Raw genomic sequence first — 21,139 nt, forward strand, 5'->3', positions numbered from 1 at the left:
CTGGCGAAAATGTGAGTGTTCAGCGGAAATGGCCGGTGCTACAATGATCTCACATGAAAGAAACGAGGAGGAACGTAGAATGGACAACAAAAGAGTCATGTCGGATCGTATCCGAAAACTCTATGAAATCGTGCGCACACCGAAAATCGCGTTTAGCGTAGAAAAAGCCCGGCTTTTTACAGAGGCATTTCAGAAATATGAGGGAGATCCCAATGTAATCCGCATGGCAAAGGCCCAGGCATATATGTTGGAGAACATTCCGATTTATATCATGGAAGGCGATCTTTTGGCAGGAGCCCCGGCATCCAGACCTATGTGCGTGGAAGCCGATTTCTGGACCAAAGGTACTTGGCAGAAAGAGGGAATTGAATCCCTGCGTGGAGAAGAGTATTCGATTACGGATGAGCAGGCGGAGTTGATGTACCAGTTGACAGAATATTGGCATAAAATTATTCCGGAATATAAACTGTACGATCTGTATGACGAGCCCATGTGGGCTTGGAAAAAAAGCGGATATTTGCTTCCGGTCAATAAAACCTTGGAAGAAGCGGCGGGTATGGGTTATGCCTGCAACGGCATGGCGATTCTGCCGGAAGCGGACACCTATCAGATCGACTATGAATATGTGCTGAAAAAAGGCTTGCAGGCGACGATCGATGAAGCACGGGAAAAGCTGAAACAAGTATCCAGCATGGAGATCAAGACCGAAGAAGACATCGAAAAGATCTATGTTTGGAAAGCAATGATCATCATCAACGAAGGTGTCATTCACTGGGCGAACCGGTACGCCGACCTGGCGGAAGCAGAGGCGGAGAAATGCCAGGATGCGAACCGGAAAAATGAACTTCTTCAGATGGCTGAGATTTGCCGGCGCGTTCCCCGTTATCCGGCGGAAACGTTCCGGGAAGCGATGCAGTTTTTGTGGTTCCTTTTCTTGATGATCAGCTGCCAGACTACGACTCCTTTGGGTCGTTTGGATCAAGTGCTGTATCCCTATTATCAAAAAGACCAGGAAAATGGCGTGCTGGATGATGAGACGGTATTGGAGTATTTGGAAAATTACCGCCTGAAGATCATGCAGATGAAAAACACTTCCGGCGGCCAGAGCCGTCTAAAATGGTCCGGCCAGGCCCGGTGGAACGGCGTTACCCTGGGCGGCGTGGACGAGAATGGCAAGGATGTGACCAATGCCATGACCTATCTTTTCCTGGAAGCCGCCTACCGCTGCCGGACGCCTCATCATACGCTGCATCTGCGCGTGCATGAGGGGACGCCGGAAGAATTATTGATGAAGGCGGTAGAATTGGTATCCACTGGGATTGGAATGCCGTCCTTTAACAGTGATCGGGGATACATTACGACGTTAATGGAAAAAGGCGTTCCTCTGAAAAAAGCCAGAAATTATATGGTGATGGGATGCGTGGATCCGACCGTACCGGAAGGATGGGGACATGTATATTCCATGATGGTAACTTCCCTGCCTTTCGATACCTTCCTTCACAATGGTTACAGCCCATATCTGGGAATGCAGATCGGTCCCAAAACCGGCGATGTCTGCCAGATGAAGACCTATGAAGAGTTTGAAGACAAAATGCTGGAACACCAGCGGTATTATATCGAATATTTTGCGCAGGATATGCTGCTTCGCTATCTGACCGGGCGAAAAGAAATGCAGGATCCGTTCCCGATCTCTCTGTTTTCCGACGGCGTAGAGGTCGGAGTGATTGGAAAGATGCGAAAGCTTCCTTACGGCCTTGGACCTACGTTAAATTTGGGCGTAGGCACCATCAATGTGGGAGATTCCATGGCAGTGATCAAAAAGCTGGTTTTTGACGAAAAGAAGATCACGATGAAGCAGTTAGTGGACGCACTGGACGCCAATTGGGAGGGAGAGGAGAATCAGAAGATTCGCCAGATGTGCCTAGATGTTCCGAAATATGGAAACGATAATGAGGAAACCGACGCCGTCGTATCTCGTGTTTACAATCGCCTGATTGACATCGGGTGCAGCGTCGACAGCTACCGGGGCGGAAAATTCTGTGTCAGCGGTCTGTCCATCACCGCTCACGATCCAGGCGGACGGTTGACGGGGGCGACTCCAGACGGCCGGTATGCGGGAAGTCCTTTGGCGGACGGCTCTGTTTCACCGGAGCAAGGATGTGACGTCTGCGGCCCAACCGCTATGTTAAACAGCGCTATGCGTCTTCCCCAAACTCGCTTGAACGCGACGCTGCATAATATGAAAATCCATCCGACAGCCTTGAAGTCGGAAGATGACAAGCGAAAGTTGATTATGCTGATTCGTACCTATATGATGGAAGGCGGAAATCAGATTCAGTTTAACGTGGTAGACCAAGATACCCTGATCCATGCCCAGGAAGAACCGGAAAAATATAAGGATCTGATTGTTCGGGTGGCTGGATACAGTACTTATTTTGTATCGCTGTCCAAAAATGTACAGGATGAGGTGATTGAGCGTACCAGTTATCGGGGCTTATAAACTAGTATACCGGCGGGGCAGCCTTTCCCACAGGGAATTCCAAAGAATTTCCCAGTGGGAAAGATGTCCTGCTGCTTTTTAGGAGGAAAACATTGAACCGAGGAATTGTTTTTAATATACAGCGTTATTCAATCCACGATGGTCCGGGAATTCGAACCACCGTGTTTTTAAAAGGATGTCCCCTTCGGTGTCAGTGGTGCCATAATCCGGAATCCAATTTATCGAAAGTGCAGATGATTTGGTATTCCCATCTGTGTACGGGATGCGGCGCCTGCATACCGGTCTGTCCAAACGGGTGCATTCAGAAAAAAGCGGAAGGAATCATTCAGGAACGGCAGAAGTGCCAGGATTGCTGCGCCTGCGTTGGTGTCTGCCAGAATTTAGCCAGGGAACAGGCCGGAGAGGAAAAAACCGTGGAGCAGGTAATGGACGAGGTGAAAAAAGACCTTTTGTTTTACCGGTATTCCGGCGGCGGCCTTACGGTCAGCGGCGGAGAGCCTCTCGCCCAACCGGAATTTACAGCGGAGCTTTTACGTCAGGGGAAAATTCTTGGCATTTCCACAGCAATTGAAACTTGCGGCTTTGCTTCCTGGGAAAAAGCCAAAATTGTGTTTGAAGAGGCGGATCTATTGCTTTATGATATCAAACATATGGATTCCGGGCGTCATCAGGAACTGACCGGAGTAGGGAATGAGCGGATTTTGGAAAATTTAAAAAGGGCGGCGGACGAGGAGAATAAAAAAATATGGATTCGGCTGCCTTTGATTGCCGGAGTCAATGACTCAGAAGAAGAAATTCGGAATGTCTGCTGTTTTTTAGGGACCTTCCATAATCCGCCGGAGGAAATATGGCTTCTGCCCTACCATGATATGGGGAATTCGAAGCGGGAAGGGCTGGGCTGGAGCACGGAGATCTGCCGGCAATTTCAGACGCCGGAACAATCCCGCATTCAGATGCTGGCGGAGTTGATAAAGTCCTATGGATTTTGCGCAAAATATGAATAAGAAAGCAGGAAAAAAGAAAAACACTGGAAAATCAGCAAAATAATCCTCCTATTCCTGCTGATTTTGTCAGTGGGAAAAACAAGAAAGTACGCCTATAATGGACCTATCTAAAGAAGCATGCACTTTGGAGCAATTTGCGAGAAAGCAGAGGAAAAAACATGGAGAAGAAAAAGAAAAAATCCTTTCCCCATCCCTTATGGGTCATTGTCCTTGTGGTTCTAGCGGCTGTCGTGCTGACCTGGGTTATTCCATCGGGAGAATTTGCCCGCGAAAAGAACGAAGCGGGACTGGATGTGGTCGTCGTAGACCAGTTTACCTATCTGGAAAAAGAATATTTGAAATCCTGGAATATACCGAGCTATATTGTAAGCGGATTCCTGAAAGTCAGCTCCATGCTGTTTATGACGATTTTCTCCGGCTGCGCCTTTACTGTTGTGCTGGAAAGCGGCGCGCTGCAGAGTTTGATCGCAGCATTCGTCCGGAAATTCGGAAAGAAGGATATCATTTTCATTTCGGTATTGACCCTGATTTTTGGCTTGATTGCCACCTCCCAGTCGGTGGTTACCTTCATCGGCTTTACGCCCATTATTGTAATGATGGCGATCTCCATGGGATTTGACGCGATCTTAGGCGTCTCTCTGGTGGTCTTGGGCGGCGCCATCGGCTTTTCGACCGGTACTCTCAATGCTACCACGACAGTAATTGCACAGGAAATCGCGGGCCTTCCTCTTTATTCCGGTATTGTGTTCCGTTTTGTCTGCTTTGGGGTTTTCATGATCGTGACCGATATTTTCCTGGTTCGCTATGCCCGACGGGTAAAGGCGAATCCCGCGCTTAGTCCGATGTATGAACTAAGCCGGACGGAGGGATTTTCCATCGAAGGAAATGCCGATCTGGATTCCATGGGCAAACTGGATCTCCGGAAGATTTTGGTTATCGCAACGGTTCTGGGTTCCTTGGCGGTGATGGTCTTTGGCTGCCTGAAATTATCCTGGGGCATGGATCAGATTAGTATGGTATTCCTGTGCGAAGGTGTGATCGCGGGTATTGTATCTGGTTACAGCGCCAGTAAGATCTGCGAACTTTACACCGAAGGCGCAAAGAAAATGATCGGCGTCTGCCTGATCGTCGGTGTGTCCCGCGCGGTGGGAGTGGTTTTAGATGCCGCCCATGTGATGGACACGATCGTGTATGCGATGGGTACGGCGTTATCCCACGTACCGGCGTTTCTTTCGGCTCCGGCCATGTTTATTGCAAACATCATCGTAAACATCTTTATCGGTTCCGGAACCGGCCAGGCAACGGCGGTTATGCCGATCTTTACCCCGATCGCCGATATGGTAGGGATGACCCGCCAGACCGCTGTTTTGGCGTTCAATTTCGGCGACGGATTCTGTAACTATATTCTTCCAACTGCTTCGGCGTTGATGGGAAATCTGGCCGTAGCAAATGTGCCGTATACCAACTGGATGAAGTACATGTGGAAGGTCTTTCTGATGTGGGTCATTACCGGATCGGCTTTGCTGATCGTGGCCCAGATCATCCAATATGGCCCGATGTAAAACAATATGAACGATCTGCCGGTTACCGACTGGCAGGTCGTTTTCTGTAAGTGCGCCCAGCGGCGCACGTTTCTAACGGGTTAAAGTCCCGAATCCGCCCGGTAGTGGGAAGGATATAGCCGAAGGCAAGGGTGTCCATCGTGAGGTGGAATCTGAAGGAAGCCGGATGTGGGGAACCTACTAACCCGCGGGCAAATCTCTGGTCTGACGAACAGAAATCACATATGAGGTTATGCATGAGGGTAAGGCTGCTTACCAAGTCGAAGCCCAATAACTACACGGAATCATGCATGATAAATGAGGCAGATGGATGGAGAGGAGGAAACGTGTGGTACCTGGGGAGGTCTGTGCGGTATGCCTTGAAAGAGGTAACCATTGCTTAAGGCAATGCTGAACGCACAGAAGTCAGCAGAGGTCATAGTAGTGAAGTTTTTTTTTTCATGAAGGACCGAATCAGTGGGAGTCTTGAGTATGACCGGGAAAGGAGGAATGACTGTATATGACAGAAAACTTGGAAAACAATGGCTGTCCGCAAAGAGACAGTGCGGAACACGAAGGGTATGCGGAAGCGTCAAGGTCATTCAATCGGATATGGAAAGAAAGAGACAGTGCACAGCCAAAGCTCTTGGAAGCGATACTACATAAGGATAACGTCAACAGAGCGTATAAGAGAGTGAAGGCAAACAAGGGGGCGCCAGGAATCGATGGGATGACTGTCGAGGAAGCGCTTCCGTACCTAAAGGAACATCAACAGGAGCTGACCGACCGGATTTACAGGGGGAAGTACACTCCGTCTCCAGTGAGACGTGTTGAGATTCCGAAACCGGAAGGTGGTGTGCGAAAGCTTGGCATACCAACCGTGATAGACCGAACACTCCAACAGGCAATAATGCAACAGTTAGTGCCAATCTATGAGCCATTGTTTGCGGACGGCAGTTTCGGGTACCGCCCGAACAGAAGCGCAAAAGAAGCGATACTAAAAGTGAAAGAGTATGCAGAGCAGGGCTGTACATTTGCGGTAGTCCTGGACTTATCGAAATACTTCGACACAATCAACCACGAAATACTTATCAATCTTTTGCGGAAGAATGTAAAGGACGAGCGTGTAATACAGCTGATTAAACGCTACCTGAAAAGTGGAATAATGGAGAACGGAGTGGTCATCGACACAGAGGAAGGCTCGCCACAGGGAGGAAATTTATCTCCGTTACTAGCGAATATCTACCTCAACGAGTTCGACCAGGAGTTCTTAAATAGAGGTGTTCCGTGCGTTCGATATGCAGATGACATTGTGCTTCTCGCAAAGAGCAAACGGGCATCAGAAAGACTTTTGGAAAGCAGTACAAAGTACCTTGAGGAAAAGCTGAAATTAACAGTCAACCGGGAGAAAAGTCGCACTGTGAGCGTGTTTGCAATCCGAAATTTTAAGTTTCTTGGTTTTGCATTGGGAAGGAACGGGAGCGGCATTTATGTCCGGGTTCATGCAAAGTCATGGAAGAAGTTTAAGACGAAGCTGAAAGATTTATCTTCCCGTAAATCGGTACAGTCCATTAAGCCAAGCCTTGAGAAAATCAAGGTATTTGCGAGGGGATGGCTAAACTATTACGGAATAGCGAGCATGAAGAACAACATAGATGACATTAACGGATGGCTCTATCACAGAATACGTATGTGTATATGGAAACAATGGAAGAAACCAAAGACAAAAGTGCGAAACCTAATCAAGATGGGGTTGGAGAAGGATTTGGCATGGCAGGCGGGAAACAGTCGCCGAGGCTATTGGTTCACCACACATACAGTTGCCATAAATATGGCAATGACAAAAGAAAGACTGATAAACAGTGGCTTTTATGATTTAGCCACCGCCTATCAGTCAGTGCACGTCAACTATTGAAAGCGCCGGATACGAGAACCGTATGTCCGGTGCTGTGAGAGGACGGCGGCTAGTCACCGCCTCCTACTCGATTAGAGATCAGGCGTAAAAATTGAGAGAGGGATGCACCAAGGCGGCGTGATCTGCATACGATAATAGAAAGATTCTTTTGGGGGTTCCGTATGCGGATTTGCGACTTGCAGGAAAAGGAGGTCATCAATGTCTGCGACTGCAGGCGCCTGGGGTTTGTGGCTGATTTGGATTTTGACATTTGCAATGGACAGATTCTCGCTTTGATTGTACCGGGACCAGCTCAATTTTGCGGCTTTCTGGGGCGCGACAGCGAATTTGTCATTCCTTTTTGTCAGGTGCGCCAGATTGGAGAAGACATTATTCTTGTTGATATTAAAGTGGACGAATGTCAGGTACGGCGTTAATCCGCGAAAATTTGCCTCGAAAGAAATGACTTGTGATAGAAAATCTCGCTTTGCGAGATTTTTTTACTTTATAAGAAAGGAAGGGCTTTACTCTTTTTTTACAAAATGTTATGAATTCTCCTATTGACAATGGGAATAAAAAAATTATAATGGATAAATAATTAACCATGGAAAATATTGGATGAGGTTAATAATTAGGAGAGAAGGAACTATGAGAAAAATAGAAGATCATCAGATGGAGGAGTTAATACGTGTAACACAACAGTTTCATAGCCTGCGGCGGTATCTAAATTTTGGAGAAGGTCTTCCGCCAGGCGAGTTTTTTATGCTTGCAACGATAAAACGATTTCTTTGTCAGAAAAAACAGGAGGGAAAATCCGTACCCGGAATTGCTGTTTCTGAGTTGGCTTTTGAATTGGAAATTACCAACCCGGCCGCTTCGAAGATGCTGCGGAGCGTGGAAGAAAAGAGGTATATTGTACGTTTATCCGATCCCGCGGACCGGCGTGTGACCTATATTGCCCTTTCCGACGCCGGCGAAGCAATCTTGGAGAAAGCCAAGACACATATGGATGAGGTGTCTTTCCGCTTGATGGCGCGGATGGGAAAAGAGGATACGGAGGAACTGACCCGTTTGCTGAAAAAGCTGGCAGTTTTATTGGAAGATGAGTTAAAGAAGGGATCAATATGAAAAGTATTTTAAAGTTTGTCCAGCCATACTGGAAGACAGTATGTTTGGTCGTTGTATTGCTGGTCGTCCAGGCGTACTGTGATTTGACGCTGCCGGCCTATACGTCGGATATTGTCGATATTGGTATTCAGTACCAAGGAATCGAACATGGGACGCCCTCGGTAATCCGGTACAATGAATTAAAGGAACTGGAACGGTTTATGACCGAGGAGGAGATTTCCTATGTGGAATCCCTCTATATCGAGGACGGGGAAGTTTGCCGCTTTACCGGCGAAAAAGAGAGCGAGTGGGAAAAGGCGGATACGATTTTTTCACTCCCAATCCTTCTTCGATCTTCTCTGGGAGATCAGATTTCTTCCCTTTCAGAGGAAGGCGCTATGGCCATGCGAGAGCAGGGGAAAGCGCAGATTCAGGAACTGGGAGAATCGATGGTAAATCAGATTGCGCTTTCCTGGGTGAAGACAGAGGCGGAAATCTGTGGGGTTGATCTGGAAGCGGTTCAGAGTTCCTACATGTGGAGAACGGGAGCGAAGATGATGGGGCTGGCGCTGGTGATGTTGGCAGTCTCTGTGTCGATCAGCTTTTGTGCTTCCAAAGTAGCAGCCTCGATTGGAAAGAACGTCCGAGGCCAGGTGTTCCGAAAAGTAGTTTCTTTTTCCAATGCAGAGATGGATCAATTTTCTACGGCGTCGTTGATTACTCGCAGCACCAATGACGTACAGCAGGTCCAAATGGTGGTGATGATTCTGCTGCGCATGGTCCTCTATGCTCCTATTATTGGAATCGGAGGGGTTTTCCGCGTGATGCAGACCAATACCTCTATGACTTGGGTTATTGCTCTGGCGGTCGTCGTAGTAGTCGGGATTGTTTTGTTCCTCACTTCTATCGCTATGCCGAATTTTAAGAAGATGCAGACTTTGGTGGACCGCCTTAACTTGGTGACCAGAGAGATTCTGACCGGACTTCCCGTTATCCGGGCGTTTAGCCGTGAGCGATATGAGGAAGAACGGTTTGACGGCGCCAACCGGGATTTGACCAAGACCATGCTGTTCACCAATCGGGTGATGACATTTATGATGCCGGCAATGATGTTTGTGATGAACGGCGTGACTGTGCTGATCGTATGGGTCGGCGCGCACCACATTGATCTAGGGAAACTTCAGGTTGGCGATCTGATGGCGTTTATCACTTATACGATGCAGATTATCATGTCCTTCTTGATGTTGACGATGATGTCGATTATGCTGCCGAGGGCGATTGTGGCGGCAAATCGGATTCAGGAGGTGCTGAGTACGACGTCCAGCATTCAGGATGCCGAGGAGACCGTATTGCCGGAACAAAATCAAGGTATTCTGGAATTTCGCGACGTTTCTTTCCACTATCCCAATGCGGAAGAAGCTGTGTTGGAGCATATTAGTTTTACTGCCAAGCCGGGCGAGACGACAGCAATTATTGGAAGTACCGGCAGCGGAAAATCTACTTTGGTAAATTTGATTCCGCGGCTCTACGATGTCACGGAAGGAGCGATTTTGCTGGACGGCGTGGATATCCGCCAGATGGACCGCAAAGAACTGCGGGAGCGGCTTGGCTATGTACCCCAGAAAGCGATCCTGTTTTCCGGGAGTATTGCCAGCAATATCCGTTACGGCTGCCCGGAGGCAGAGGATGCGGTGATGGAACAGGCGGCGTCCATCGCTCAGGCGACGGAGTTCATCGACGCAAAGCCGGAAGGGTATAAGACGTTTATCTCCCAGGGGGGAAACAACGTGTCTGGCGGTCAAAAGCAGCGGCTTTCCATCGCCAGGGCAGTGGCTAAAGCGCCAAAGGTCTATCTGTTTGACGATAGTTTTTCTGCCCTGGATTATAAGACGGACACAGCGCTTCGGACCGCGCTAAAAGAAAAAGTATCTGACAGTACGCTGCTGATTGTCGCGCAGCGAATCAGCACGATTCTCCACGCGGAGCAAATTATCGTTCTGGATGAAGGAAAAGTGGCCGGAATCGGAACCCATGAAGAACTGATTCAGTCCTGCGAGACGTACCGGCAGATTGCAAAAAGCCAGCTTTCCGAGGCGGAATTGGAAGGCATAAAGAAAGGAGGCGCTTCTCATGAGTGAACAACAAGCAAGGCCGGTCCGGCCAAGAGGACCGATGGGAAGAGGTCCCCATGGCTCAGGTGAAAAACCGAAAGATTTTAAAGGAACCATAGGAAAGCTTATTGCTTATATTGGGCGTTATAAATTTGCGGTTTTGGCTGTATTGATTTTTGCGGTAGGCAGTACGGTTTTCAACGTAGTGGGTCCCAAAATCCTGGGGAAAGCCACGACGGTTGTATTTGAAGGTTTAACGTCAAAGGTATCTGGACTAGGGGGAATCGCCTTTGATAAGATCGGAAAAATCTTGCTGTTTTTGCTGGGGCTTTATATCATCAGCGCGGCGCTTAGTTTTTTACAAGGCTGGATTATGACCGGAATATCCCAGAAGGTTACTTACCGGATGAGAAAGGAAATTTCCGAAAAAATCAGCCGGATGCCTCTTGGTTACTTTGAAAGCCGTCCCCACGGAGAGGTTCTTTCTCGGGTCACGAACGATGTAGACACGCTGGGGCAGAGCTTAAATCAGAGCATTACCCAGTTGATTACATCGATCACGACCATGCTGGGCGTGCTGGTCATGATGCTTTCGATCAGCGTTTGGATGACTTTGATCGCGCTTTTGATTCTGCCGATTTCTGCTATTTTGGTGATGAATATTGTCAAACGTTCTCAAAAGTACTTTGTAAAGCAGCAGAGCTCTCTCGGAACGATCAATGGGCAGATCGAAGAAACCTTTGGTGGACAGAATGTTGTGACGGCTTTTAACCGGCAGGAACGGGTGATTCAGGAGTTTGACGAGACCAATGAGGCGCTCTATGAATCCGCTTGGAAATCCCAATTTCTTTCTGGCTTGATGCAGCCGCTGATGATGTTTGTTGGGAATCTTGGGTATGTGGCGGTAGCGATCCTTGGCGGTGTTTTAGCGGTCCGCGGAACCATCGAGGTAGGAGATATTCAATCGTTTATCCAGTATGTCCGTCAGTTTACCCAGCCGGTAAACCAATTGGCTCAGGTATCCAATATGCTCCAATCCATGGCGGCCGCTGCGGAACGCGTATTTGAATTCCTGGCAGAAAAGGAAGAATCTCAGGGAGAGGGCTGCCCGGTGCCGATGGAAAAACTTCAAGGCTCGGTTACCTTTGAGCATGTGCAGTTTGGTTATACGCCGGATAAAATGATCATTCACGATTTCAGCGAAGAGATTGCGCCTGGAAAGAAAATTGCGATTGTTGGGCCTACCGGCGCGGGAAAAACAACGATGGTAAAGCTGCTGATGCGTTTTTATGATGTCAATCGCGGCCGAATCTTGATTGATGGTTATGATGTAAAGGATTTTGAACGGACGAAACTTCGGGAAGCATTTGGTATGGTATTGCAGGATACCTGGCTTTTTAAAGGAACGATCATGGAAAATATCCGCTACGGCCGGCTTGACGCTACGGACGAAGAGGTGATTGCAGCGGCGAAGGCCGCCCATGCCCATCGTTTTATCCAGACGCTTCCGGGCGGCTATCAGATGGAGCTGAATGAGGAGGCCAGCAATGTGTCGCAGGGGCAGAAACAGCTTCTTACCATTGCCAGGGCAATTCTTGCGGATAACCGAATTCTCATTTTAGACGAAGCGACCAGCTCCGTCGACACAAGAACGGAGCAGCTTATCCAAAAAGCGATGGACAATTTGATGAAAGGCCGCACTAGCTTTGTGATTGCCCATCGTCTTTCGACCATTCGAGATGCGGATTTAATCCTGGTCATGAAAGATGGAGACATCGTCGAACAGGGGAATCACGAAGAGTTGATGAAGAAAAATGGCTTTTATGCCGGGCTGTATAATTCCCAATTTGAGGAGACCGCATAAGCGCCTGGAAAAGAAATGCTTTCTTTCCCTTGGGATGTATGATATAATTTGACCTGAGATTGGCTTGTAGAAGAATGAACTGGAAGCCAGATGAATATCGGAAAGTGATGGGATAAAAATGAGACCAATACTGTTTTCCATAGGGAAGTTAAATTTTTATAGTTATGGCCTGATGATTGCAATCGGAGTTTTGGCGGCATTTTGGGTCATGCAGCGCAGAGCTCCGAAATACGGCCTAGATGGTGATAAAGGATTCAATCTTGGAATTTGCTGCGCTATTTTCGGAATCCTTGGAGCCAAACTTCTTTATATCATCGTAGAGCTTCCAGCATTTTTAGAAAACCCGGCGCTTTGGAAAAATATCGGAGAAGGCTTTGTCGTGTATGGAGGGATTATCGGCGGAATTGCCGGCGGATGGCTCTATTGCCATATGAAAAAGCTGAGTTTCGTTCGATATTTCGATTTGTTCATGCCCTCGATCGCGTTGGCGCAGGGGTTTGGGCGGTTGGGATGCCTGATGGCAGGATGCTGCTATGGAAAGGAGACCAGCGGGTGGCTTCATATTGTTTTTCCAGCGGTGGAGGCCTGCCAGGCGCCGACTGGTGTTTCTCTGATTCCGACCCAGCTGATTTCAAGCGCTGCAAATTTCCTACACTTTTTTGTCCTGGTGTGGTTTGCCAAAAAGGCGAAGAAGGATGGTCAGGTGGGAGGAATGTATCTGATTCTTTATAGTGTGGGCCGTTTCTTCCTTGAGGGATTGCGAAACGATCCCCGCGGCGAGCTGGGAAGCCTTTCGACATCTCAGTTTATTTCTCTTTTCATTTTGGCATTGGGTGTGTTGATATTTCTCGTGGCGGGAAAGAAGGGGACGGATCGGACTTTAAATAATGAAGGAGACCAGGACTCATCTGTCCCAGAAGCCTCCTTGGAAAAAGAAGACGTTTCCGGAACAAAGGAGTCTTTGGAAGAAGAGAATGCTTCTGAAACAGAGGAGTCCTTGGAAGAGGAAGACGCTTCCGAGAGATTAGGAGACGAAGAGATAGAAAAAGAAGAAATTTAGTTTACTGCTTTTGGATAGACTGTTTTACTGGGAGGCGTTTGACTGCCCGCTGAAGCGTAGGTCCAAGTAAAAGTGCGGCCGCGATTTTCAGCGCATCTCCGATTAAATATGGGAATACACCGGTCATCAGCCCTGCCCAGAAGGTCAGCTTTAACTGATAAGAAAGCCAAGCTGTTCCAAACGCATAGGCGGCTGCCATTCCCAAAACCATGCCAATTGCACACCCAAATGGTCGAGCCGGATATTTTTCGATCACGATTCCAGCAATAATAATCAGAAAGAAAAAACCGATTAGATAACCGCCGGTTGGACCGGCGGCTTTGCCGAGACCACCGGAAAATCCGGAGAAAACAGGAAGTCCGATCAGACCAAGGAGAATATAGACGCCATAGCTGACCAGGCTCCATTTCCAACCGATGAGGTAGAGGGAAAAGAAGATGACGAGATTGGTCAGAGATATCGGCACTGGCGTCATCGGGAGAGGGATTGCGAAGGGAGCCAAAATGCAGGTGATGGCGGCGATGAGAGCTGCCAGGATCAGAGAGTACAGTCTTTGCTGTGATTTCATGGGATAACCTCCTTTTTGATCGTCAGTGAGGACGTTGAATTGATTATAGAGGTTTTTGAGAATAATGTCAACTGAAATATAAAAATAGTTAACAATAGAAATACTAGTGCTGTTTCCGCGGGATCGCAAACAGTAGTAGAACACAGAAAGGATTTGCATATGAAATATATGATTGCTTCCGACCTGCATGGGTCAGCTTTTTACTGTCGAAAGATGCTGGAAGCCTATCAGAGAGAACAGGCGGACAAGTTGCTTTTGCTGGGTGATATTCTTTATCATGGGCCGCGGAACGATCTTCCCAGAGAATATGAACCCAAAGAGGTAATCACTCTGCTGAATGAGAAAAAAGACGAGCTTTTGTGTGTTCGCGGAAACTGTGATTGTGAAGTGGATCAGATGGTATTGGAGTTTCCGATTTTGGCGGATTCCTGTATTCTGGATTTGGGAAATCGCATGGTTTTTGCTACTCATGGCCATATCTTCCATGAAAACCATCTCCCGCCTTTGAAAGCAGGAGATATTTTGCTTCATGGCCATACCCATGTGCCAATCTGTCGCGCCGTGGAAGAGATTATGATTTTAAATCCGGGTTCGGTGTCGATTCCAAAAGAGGACAGTCCGCACAGTTATATGACGTTGGAAGATGGAGTCTTTCTTTGGAAGACGCTGGAGGATGGGAATGAGTTTCAAATATTTACTGTTTGATCTGGACGGTACGCTGACGGACCCAAAAGAGGGGATTACAAAAAGCGTGCAATATGCTCTTCATGCGCTGAACGTGGATGAGCCGGATTTGAACCGGCTGACTTGTTTTATTGGACCGCCGTTAGTGGATTCTTTTATGGAGTACTATGACTTTACCCGGGAACAGGCTAAGGCTGCTTTAGCGAAGTATCGGGAGCGCTTTCAAGCGATCGGGATATTTGAAAACCGGGTTTTGCCGGGAATCCCTGAGATGCTAAAAGCGTTAAAGGCCGCTGGAAAAGTGGTGGCGTTGGCTACTTCAAAGCCGGAACCTTTTGCTCGCAAAATTTTAGAAAAGTATGGGTTGATCGGGTATTTTGACGAGGTAGTGGGAAGTAGTATGGATGAGACACGCAACACAAAAGAAGCGGTGATTCAGGAGGTGTTTTGCCGTTTGAAACTGACAGAAGAACAGAAGCGGCAGACGCTAATGATCGGAGATCGAAAACACGATGTTGTCGGAGCAAAAGCCTGCGGGATTGCTTCTCTTGGCGTAAGAATTGGATATGCGGAAGAGGGAGAACTGGAAGCCGCGGGCGCAGACTTTATTCGGGACACGGTCGAAGATATGTCGGCATTTTTACTGGAATGAGAACCATGAGGGAAACGAAATTAAGGAGGCATTTGAGTCTGTGAACATTTTATTTTTTCTGACTCCGAAAAATGACGTGGCGTATCTGACGGAAGATATGACGGTTCGTCAAGTCCTGGAAAAGATGGAGCATCATCGCTATACTTGTATTCCAATGTTAGATAAGCACGGTCATTATGTGGGCACGGTGACCGAAGGCGATCTGCTTTGGGCAGTGAAAAATCAGTATGATCTCAGCGTGAAAAATGCAGAAGAAATACCGATTCTGGATGTGAAGCGCCGTCGGGATTATGAGCCGGTCAATATAAACGCAAAAATTGAAGATATGGTATTTGTGGCAATGGGACAGAATTTTGTGCCGGTGGTGGATGACCGAGGCGCATTTATCGGGATTGTCACTAGAAAAGATATTATGCGTTACTGCTATGATGAGTACATAATGAAACAAAATAAATAAGCAGAAGAAAAGGTGAAAAAGCAGCGGGAGCTGTGAAAATGAGAGGGGAACATGGAGATGGAAAAAGAACGGGAAGGCCGGGCATCCGCTTTGCTGCCGATCGGCGTATTTCTGGTACTGTTTTTGGGCGTAAGTTTGATTTCCGGTGATTTCTATGCTATGCCGGCCATTGTAGCATTTCTGATTGCGCTTTTGGTGGCTTTTTTACAGAATCGGGATTTGAGTTTTTCTGAGAAGCTCCATATTGTAGCCGAGGGGGTAGGGGACGACAACATTATTACGATGTGTCTGATTTTTTTGGCCGCCGGCGCTTTTTCCGGGACGGTTACAGCTGCTGGGGGCGCGGATAGTACCGTTTATCTGGGGCTTTCCATATTGCCGACGGGCGTGGCGGTCATGGGCTTGATGGTCATTGGCTGCTTTATTTCGATTTCTATGGGAACTAGCATGGGAACCATTGCGGCGCTGGCGCCAATTGCGGTGGGCATCAGTGAAAAAACAGGATTTCCCATGGCAATCTGTATCGGCGCAGTGATGAGCGGCGCCATGTTTGGGGACAACTTATCGATGATTTCAGACACGACGATTGCTGCGGTACGGACCCAGGGGTGCGAGATGAAGGACAAGTTTCGGGAGAATTTTCTTATGGTGCTTCCCGCCGCGATCCTTTCTTTGATTTTATATGTGATTTTGGGAAGCGGAGGGGACTATCAGCTTCAGGAGACTCATAGCTACCAGCTTGTTCAGGTGCTTCCTTATCTGGTGGTGCTCATTGGCGCCTTGATTGGAATCAATGTGTTTGTTGTGTTAATCAGCGGGACAGTTTTATCTTTGGTGGTAGGTATGGCTACGGGAACCATTGCCGCCAGTGAAATGTTTACAGTGATGAAATCGGGGATTGTGGAGATGTATGATATTACCGTGATCTCGATTATTGTGGCTTGTATTGTATCTCTGATTAAGAAAAATGGTGGGATAACCTATCTGATTCGGGTAATTCGGGCTCGGACTCATGGGAAAACAGGTGGAGAGTATGGAGTCGCTTTGCTGGCGGTACTGGTGGATTTAGTGACGGCAAACAATACGGTTGCTATTGTCATGGCGGGGCCGATCGCAAAGGAAATTAGCGCGGAATACGAGATTACGCCCCGGCGTACGGCCTCCCTTTTGGATATTTTTGCCTCTGTGACCCAAGGGTTGATTCCTTACGGCGCGCAGATGCTATTGGCGGCGGAGAAAGCAGGTTTATCGCCGGTTCAGATTATCCCTTATACCTTTTACCCGATTTTGATGGGAGTCAGTGTTTTGATTTTGATTGGTGTAAGAAAGGGGAGGTAAGCGGAGAAGGCTTAAGTGTCAGAAATTTTAGATACAAAAAGATGTCGGAATATTTTGTAGAGTTTCGGAGCAAGTACTTCTAGAATTCCGGTAATTTGTGAAAAGCATAAACAAAAATAAGAAACTCGCTGCGCTCAAACAGTCTTATTTTTGTTTATAAGACAAATTCCCGGAATTGAAGAAGTACTAATGCTCCTGCAAATACAAAATATTCCGACATCTTTTTTGTACCTAACGCTTCTGACGTTTAAACCTGGCAGAAAAAAACAGTTGACAAAGGTGTATCATGAGTATATACTGTACATACAGTATATATACAGAATGCGCATTGGGAACTCCGGAGGAAATAAATGAATATTGTGATCAGCAATTCCAGTGGAAAGCCGATTTACGAACAAATTGCCGAGCAGATTAAGGCGATGATTCTAAACGGCGAATTGGAACCAGGGGCGGGAGTGCCGTCGATTCGGCTGCTTGCGAAAGAACTTCGCATCAGCGTTATCACAACGAAAAGGGCCTATGAAGAACTGGAACGGGACGGATTTCTTGTAACAGTGCCGGGAAAAGGCAGTTTTGTAGCGGAAAAAAATTTGGATTTTGTCCGCGAAGAGCGTCTTCGCCAGGTGGAAGAATATCTGCAAAAGGCGGTGGCTTGCGGAAAGGCCATTGGTCTTTCCCAGGAAGAGTTCTGGGAAATCCTACATGTTTTATTGGAGGAGGATGTAAAATGAATGCTGCGGTCAGCTGCAAAAATGTAACAAAACGGTATGATGGCTTTGTTTTGGAAAACTTGAATTTGGAGATTCCTACCGGGACCATCGTTGGATTTGTCGGGGAAAACGGAGCCGGAAAGACGACGACCATCAAAGCAATGCTGGACCTGGTGCACCCGGATGAAGGGAGTATCACCGTGCTGGGAGAGGACAGTCGGAATCTATCCAGAAAAGGAAAAGAAAAGATCGGGGTTGTATTTGATGGATGTCATTTACCGAAAGAGTTAAAAGTCAGTCAGGTGGAAAAGCTGTTCCGAACCATGTATAGCACTTGGGACGACGTTTATTTTACCCAGTTGATGAAACAGTTCCGCCTAGACGGTGGGAAACGGGTGAAGGATTTATCCAGAGGGATGCAGATGAAACTGGCCATTGCAGGCGCCTTATGTCATCATTCAGAGTTACTTCTATTGGACGAGGCGACCAGCGGTTTGGACCCTGTGGTAAGAGATGAGATCTTAGATATCTTTTTAGAGTTTCTTCAGGAAGAGTCGCATACGATTTTACTCTCTTCCCATATCATCAGCGATATAGAAAAAGTGGCGGATTATGTAGCCTTTATCCACCAGGGGAAGCTGGTATTTATGGAAGAGAAGGATATTTTAAAGGATACCTACGGCATGGCTGTCTGTGGAAAAGAAGAAGCCGAGAGGGTGCCGAAAGAGTGGATTGCAGGCTCGCGCACAAGCGCTTTTAATACCACGCTTCTCGTCCGCGGGCGGGAGAAGGTTTCCCACATTCTTCACCGGGAAGTACCGGCGGCTTCTATGGAGGATATTTTGCTGTATCTCAGTAAGGAGGATGCGAGATGATTGGATTACTGTTAAAAGATTTCTATAGCCTTACCAAATCATTAAAAATCTTTGTGGTTGTTTTCTTGATCTATGGGGTCATGTCTTTTACCAATGGAGAGGGAGCGCTTCTAACCTTTGTGATTGTGCTGATTGCGATGATGATTCCCGTTACCGTGCTTGGATTGGATGAAAAGGACCAATGGGATGTTTTCGCCTTGACGATGCCAGTAAATGCGACTATGATGGTTGCTGAGAAGTTTCTTTTGATGTTAGTCTGCTGTGTGATTGGGATCGGCGGCGGTACGGCGGTGACGATCCTGTTTGCAACCGCTGGCGGACAGATCGACATGGGAGCAATTATGGAGACAGCAATTCCCAGTATTGCGATTGTTGTGGTCTATAACTCAGTCCTTTTTCCAATCGTTTATCGGTTCGGCGCGGATCGTGGACGAATTGTATCGATGGTTGTGATTATGGTTCCAGCCGTGCTTTTTATGATGTTAGAGAAACAGGGAATGTTTCCCGACCTATCTGTTTTTTTTGCATGGTTCACGGCGACCGGATGGAAACTGTGTGTGGTGATCTTTCCGGCAATGCTGATTGTTTCCTTTTTGCTTTCTCTCCATATTTATCAAAAGAAAGAGTGGTGAGGTATGGACATGATTAACCGGGAAGATATGTTGGAATTGACTCGTCGGATGACGGTGTCGCGAAATTGCCTGACGCGTGTGGCAGGCTGCTATGTGGATGCGGACGGAGAATTTGACGGAAGCTTTAATATCAATTTCCAGAAGCTTCGAGTGTCAGAACGAGAAAAAAATCTAGAGTTTGCAAAGAAGATTCCCTTTGCCAAGACCAATGAAAATCTGAAACAGTATCGGTTTGAGCGGGGCGATCAGCCGCAGGCCAGCATGTGGACGCTTCTGATGTCTCTGCGGAACGTGGGACTGAAAAACGACGCGATGATGGATACCTTTTACGACTTGGTTATGGAGCATTATCAAGCGGAAGGTCCTTACGCCATCTTTTTGTATCACGGCAGCTATGACGTTCCGTTAAAGGGAAAGGATAAAGAATATCAGGGAGAATCCGAGGAGGTTTATCAATTTCTAATCGGCACCATCAGTCCGCAGGTCGCTGATCAGGAACCAGGCGAGCCTGTCTGTGGTTTTCTGTTTCCGGCCTTTACGGACCGCAGTACGGATATCCAGCATATCAATGTATATCAATCGGACATACTGCGGCCGCATCAGGAATTAGAAAAAAAGATATTACGATGCTGGGGGTGAAAGTTTTGCGGGTCCCAAAGTCATGGCCCGGCATGCAAACATGCCGAGCCATAATCTTTTCCGCCTGGATGCTTCCGGAACGCTCCGCATTTCATGCTCTCGCGCTCCGAAAAACATTCAAAATCCGCCCTATCGGGCTACTTTTTCATGTTTTTGCGGGTCCCAAAGTCATGACTCAGCATACGAGCATGCTGAGCCATGACCTTTTGACCCTAGCATCCAATTACAGATCGTCGTCTTTATAGCGATTGATCAGACGCTGAACCTTTTCCGTAGGAGACATCACGCCGGAGGTGGCGACGTCATGGTTCAGCGTGTTGATAATGGTTGCCACATACTTTGACATATCCGCTTCCCGGTACCAGGGTTTTTCCAGTAATTCCGGTTTTCGGTAGTTCAGGTTTGTAGTGATCACATAGTCAAAATCGCCGTTTTGATAGGCCTCGTCAAAATGATCGAATCCGGAGGTAAACAGACCAAAAGTACAGCAGACGATAACCTTTTTTGCTTTCCGGCGTTTCAGCTCCTTGGCCGTGTCCAACATGCTGTCGCCGGAAGCGATCATATCGTCGATGATGATAACATCTTTTCCCTCCACGTCGGAACCTAAGAATTCATGGGCGACAATAGGATTTTTTCCATTGACAATTTTGGAATAATCACGGCGTTTATAAAACATTCCCATATCAACTCCCAGGTTATTGGCCAAGTAGACGGCTCGTCCCATGGCGCCCTCATCCGGGCTGATAACCATCAGGGAGTTTTTATCGATGGTTAAGGTTTTATCTGCATGCAGAAGGGTTTTCATAAACTGATATACAGCGGAAAAGCTGTCAAAATCGTGAAGCGGGATCGCATTTTGTACGCGAGGATCATGGGCGTCGTAGGTGATGATATTGGCGACTCCCATATTTGCCAGTTCTTCCAGCGCGATAGCGCAGTCCAAGGATTCCCGTTGGGTACGTTTGTGCTGGCGGCTTTCATAGAGGAACGGCATCACCACGTTGACCCGGCGGGCAGTAGGCAGAGCGGCGGAAATGATACGCTTTAAATCCTGGTAGTGATCGTCCGGCGACATCAGATGCTCTTTTCCGTACATCGAATAAGTGATGCTATAATTGATCACATCCGTTATAATAAAGACGTCGGCCCCGCGGACAGATTCACTGATCGTGCCTTTGGCTTCTCCGGAACCGAAACGTGGGCAGGAAACGTGCGCCAGATAGGAGTCGCGGTCATAGCCGCGGAATTCGATATTGTTCTCGCGGGCTTTTAGGATTTCTTTGTCATTTTTCCGAAAGGAAACAATGTATTCATCTACTTTCTTGCCAAGATCGCCGCAATTTTCCATTGCGATGATTTTTAAAGGCGCGAGAGGAATGGTATTTTTAAATGTGTAATCTTTTGCCATGAAAAACCCTCCGATTGATATTCTCTGCTAACATTTATACCATTTTAGGCGTGGAAACGCAAGTGCGTTTCTCTCACTTAACCCCAGAAAAA

19 protein-coding genes are annotated in these 21,139 nt (G+C 47.5%); 17 read left to right on the top strand and 2 right to left on the bottom strand.

Annotated features, from left to right (window positions below; genetic code table 11):
- The first annotated feature begins 79 nt into the window (after positions 1-79).
- The 9 genes from ACCC71_RS07045 to ACCC71_RS07085 all read left to right on the top strand — a co-directional run bounded on the left by ACCC71_RS07045 (position 80) and on the right by ACCC71_RS07085 (position 13,081).
- Positions 80-2,500 (top strand): pyruvate formate lyase family protein, encoded by a 2,421-nt coding sequence (locus ACCC71_RS07045; protein ID WP_434311714.1) that lies wholly within the window; start codon positions 80-82, stop codon positions 2,498-2,500.
- A 92-nt stretch (positions 2,501-2,592) separates the two neighbouring features.
- Entirely contained in the window at positions 2,593-3,504 is a 912-nt protein-coding gene (locus ACCC71_RS07050; RefSeq protein WP_434311715.1) for a glycyl-radical enzyme activating protein, read from the top strand.
- 158 nt (positions 3,505-3,662) lie between these two features.
- Positions 3,663-5,066, top strand: a complete 1,404-nt coding sequence (locus tag ACCC71_RS07055) for a YfcC family protein (RefSeq protein ID WP_434311716.1) — start codon at positions 3,663-3,665, stop codon at positions 5,064-5,066.
- A 499-nt stretch (positions 5,067-5,565) separates the two neighbouring features.
- The gene (gene ltrA, locus ACCC71_RS07060) at positions 5,566-6,960 is read left to right on the top strand and encodes a group II intron reverse transcriptase/maturase (protein ID WP_434309915.1); all 1,395 of its coding nucleotides are present in this window, start codon (positions 5,566-5,568) and stop codon (positions 6,958-6,960) included.
- 161 nt (positions 6,961-7,121) lie between these two features.
- Positions 7,122-7,376, top strand: a complete 255-nt coding sequence (locus tag ACCC71_RS07065; RefSeq protein ID WP_434311717.1) for a YlmC/YmxH family sporulation protein — start codon at positions 7,122-7,124, stop codon at positions 7,374-7,376.
- Between the two features lie 211 nt (positions 7,377-7,587).
- The gene (locus ACCC71_RS07070) at positions 7,588-8,067 is read left to right on the top strand and encodes a MarR family winged helix-turn-helix transcriptional regulator (protein ID WP_434311718.1); all 480 of its coding nucleotides are present in this window, start codon (positions 7,588-7,590) and stop codon (positions 8,065-8,067) included.
- Positions 8,064-10,184 carry an ABC transporter ATP-binding protein gene (locus ACCC71_RS07075; RefSeq protein ID WP_434311719.1) on the top strand — a complete coding sequence of 707 codons (2,121 nt, stop codon included), beginning with the start codon at positions 8,064-8,066 and terminating at the stop codon, positions 10,182-10,184. The genes ACCC71_RS07070 and ACCC71_RS07075 overlap by 4 nt, the downstream gene beginning before the upstream one ends.
- Positions 10,177-12,021 (top strand): ABC transporter ATP-binding protein, encoded by a 1,845-nt coding sequence (locus ACCC71_RS07080; protein ID WP_434311720.1) that lies wholly within the window; start codon positions 10,177-10,179, stop codon positions 12,019-12,021. Before ACCC71_RS07075 ends, ACCC71_RS07080 begins: the two co-directional genes overlap by 8 nt.
- A gap of 118 nt (positions 12,022-12,139) precedes the next feature.
- Positions 12,140-13,081: a prolipoprotein diacylglyceryl transferase gene (locus tag ACCC71_RS07085; protein WP_434311721.1), complete on the top strand. Its 942-nt coding sequence runs from the start codon at positions 12,140-12,142 to the stop codon at positions 13,079-13,081.
- A gap of 1 nt (position 13,082) precedes the next feature.
- On the opposite strand, the gene ACCC71_RS07090 is transcribed toward ACCC71_RS07085, so the two are convergent.
- Entirely contained in the window at positions 13,083-13,649 is a 567-nt protein-coding gene (locus tag ACCC71_RS07090) for a biotin transporter BioY (RefSeq protein WP_434311722.1), read from the bottom strand.
- Between the two features lie 159 nt (positions 13,650-13,808).
- Here ACCC71_RS07090 and yfcE point away from each other — a divergent pair, with 159 nt between their 5' ends.
- The 8 genes from yfcE (at position 13,809) to ACCC71_RS07130 (ending at position 19,636) form a co-directional block, all read left to right on the top strand.
- Positions 13,809-14,354: a phosphodiesterase gene (gene yfcE, locus ACCC71_RS07095; RefSeq protein WP_434311723.1), complete on the top strand. Its 546-nt coding sequence runs from the start codon at positions 13,809-13,811 to the stop codon at positions 14,352-14,354.
- Entirely contained in the window at positions 14,329-14,985 is a 657-nt protein-coding gene (locus ACCC71_RS07100; RefSeq protein WP_434311724.1) for an HAD family hydrolase, read from the top strand. The genes yfcE and ACCC71_RS07100 overlap by 26 nt, the downstream gene beginning before the upstream one ends.
- A 40-nt stretch (positions 14,986-15,025) precedes the next feature.
- A complete protein-coding gene (locus tag ACCC71_RS07105) occupies positions 15,026-15,442 on the top strand; it encodes a CBS domain-containing protein (protein ID WP_434311725.1) in 417 nt (138 codons plus the stop codon).
- 57 nt (positions 15,443-15,499) lie between these two features.
- Positions 15,500-16,780, top strand: coding sequence for a Na+/H+ antiporter NhaC family protein (locus ACCC71_RS07110; protein ID WP_434311820.1), 1,281 nt, complete (start codon positions 15,500-15,502; stop codon positions 16,778-16,780).
- 350 nt (positions 16,781-17,130) lie between these two features.
- The gene (locus tag ACCC71_RS07115; protein ID WP_434311726.1) at positions 17,131-17,511 is read left to right on the top strand and encodes a GntR family transcriptional regulator; all 381 of its coding nucleotides are present in this window, start codon (positions 17,131-17,133) and stop codon (positions 17,509-17,511) included.
- Positions 17,508-18,365 (top strand): ABC transporter ATP-binding protein, encoded by an 858-nt coding sequence (locus ACCC71_RS07120; protein WP_434311727.1) that lies wholly within the window; start codon positions 17,508-17,510, stop codon positions 18,363-18,365. Before ACCC71_RS07115 ends, ACCC71_RS07120 begins: the two co-directional genes overlap by 4 nt.
- The gene (locus ACCC71_RS07125) at positions 18,362-18,997 is read left to right on the top strand and encodes an ABC-2 transporter permease (protein WP_434311728.1); all 636 of its coding nucleotides are present in this window, start codon (positions 18,362-18,364) and stop codon (positions 18,995-18,997) included. Before ACCC71_RS07120 ends, ACCC71_RS07125 begins: the two co-directional genes overlap by 4 nt.
- 9 nt (positions 18,998-19,006) lie before the next feature.
- Positions 19,007-19,636 carry a DUF4317 family protein gene (locus tag ACCC71_RS07130; protein WP_434311821.1) on the top strand — a complete coding sequence of 210 codons (630 nt, stop codon included), beginning with the start codon at positions 19,007-19,009 and terminating at the stop codon, positions 19,634-19,636.
- Positions 19,637-19,859: 223 nt separating this feature from the next.
- Here the strand turns inward: ACCC71_RS07130 and ACCC71_RS07135 are convergent, their stop codons facing one another.
- Positions 19,860-21,047 (bottom strand): ribose-phosphate pyrophosphokinase, encoded by a 1,188-nt coding sequence (locus tag ACCC71_RS07135; RefSeq protein ID WP_434311729.1) that lies wholly within the window; start codon positions 21,045-21,047, stop codon positions 19,860-19,862.
- Positions 21,048-21,139: the final 92 nt, after the last annotated feature.

The sequence above is a fragment of the Hominifimenecus sp. rT4P-3 genome (assembly GCF_051055405.1).
In the GTDB taxonomy this organism is placed as follows: domain Bacteria; phylum Bacillota; class Clostridia; order Lachnospirales; family Lachnospiraceae; genus Pseudolachnospira.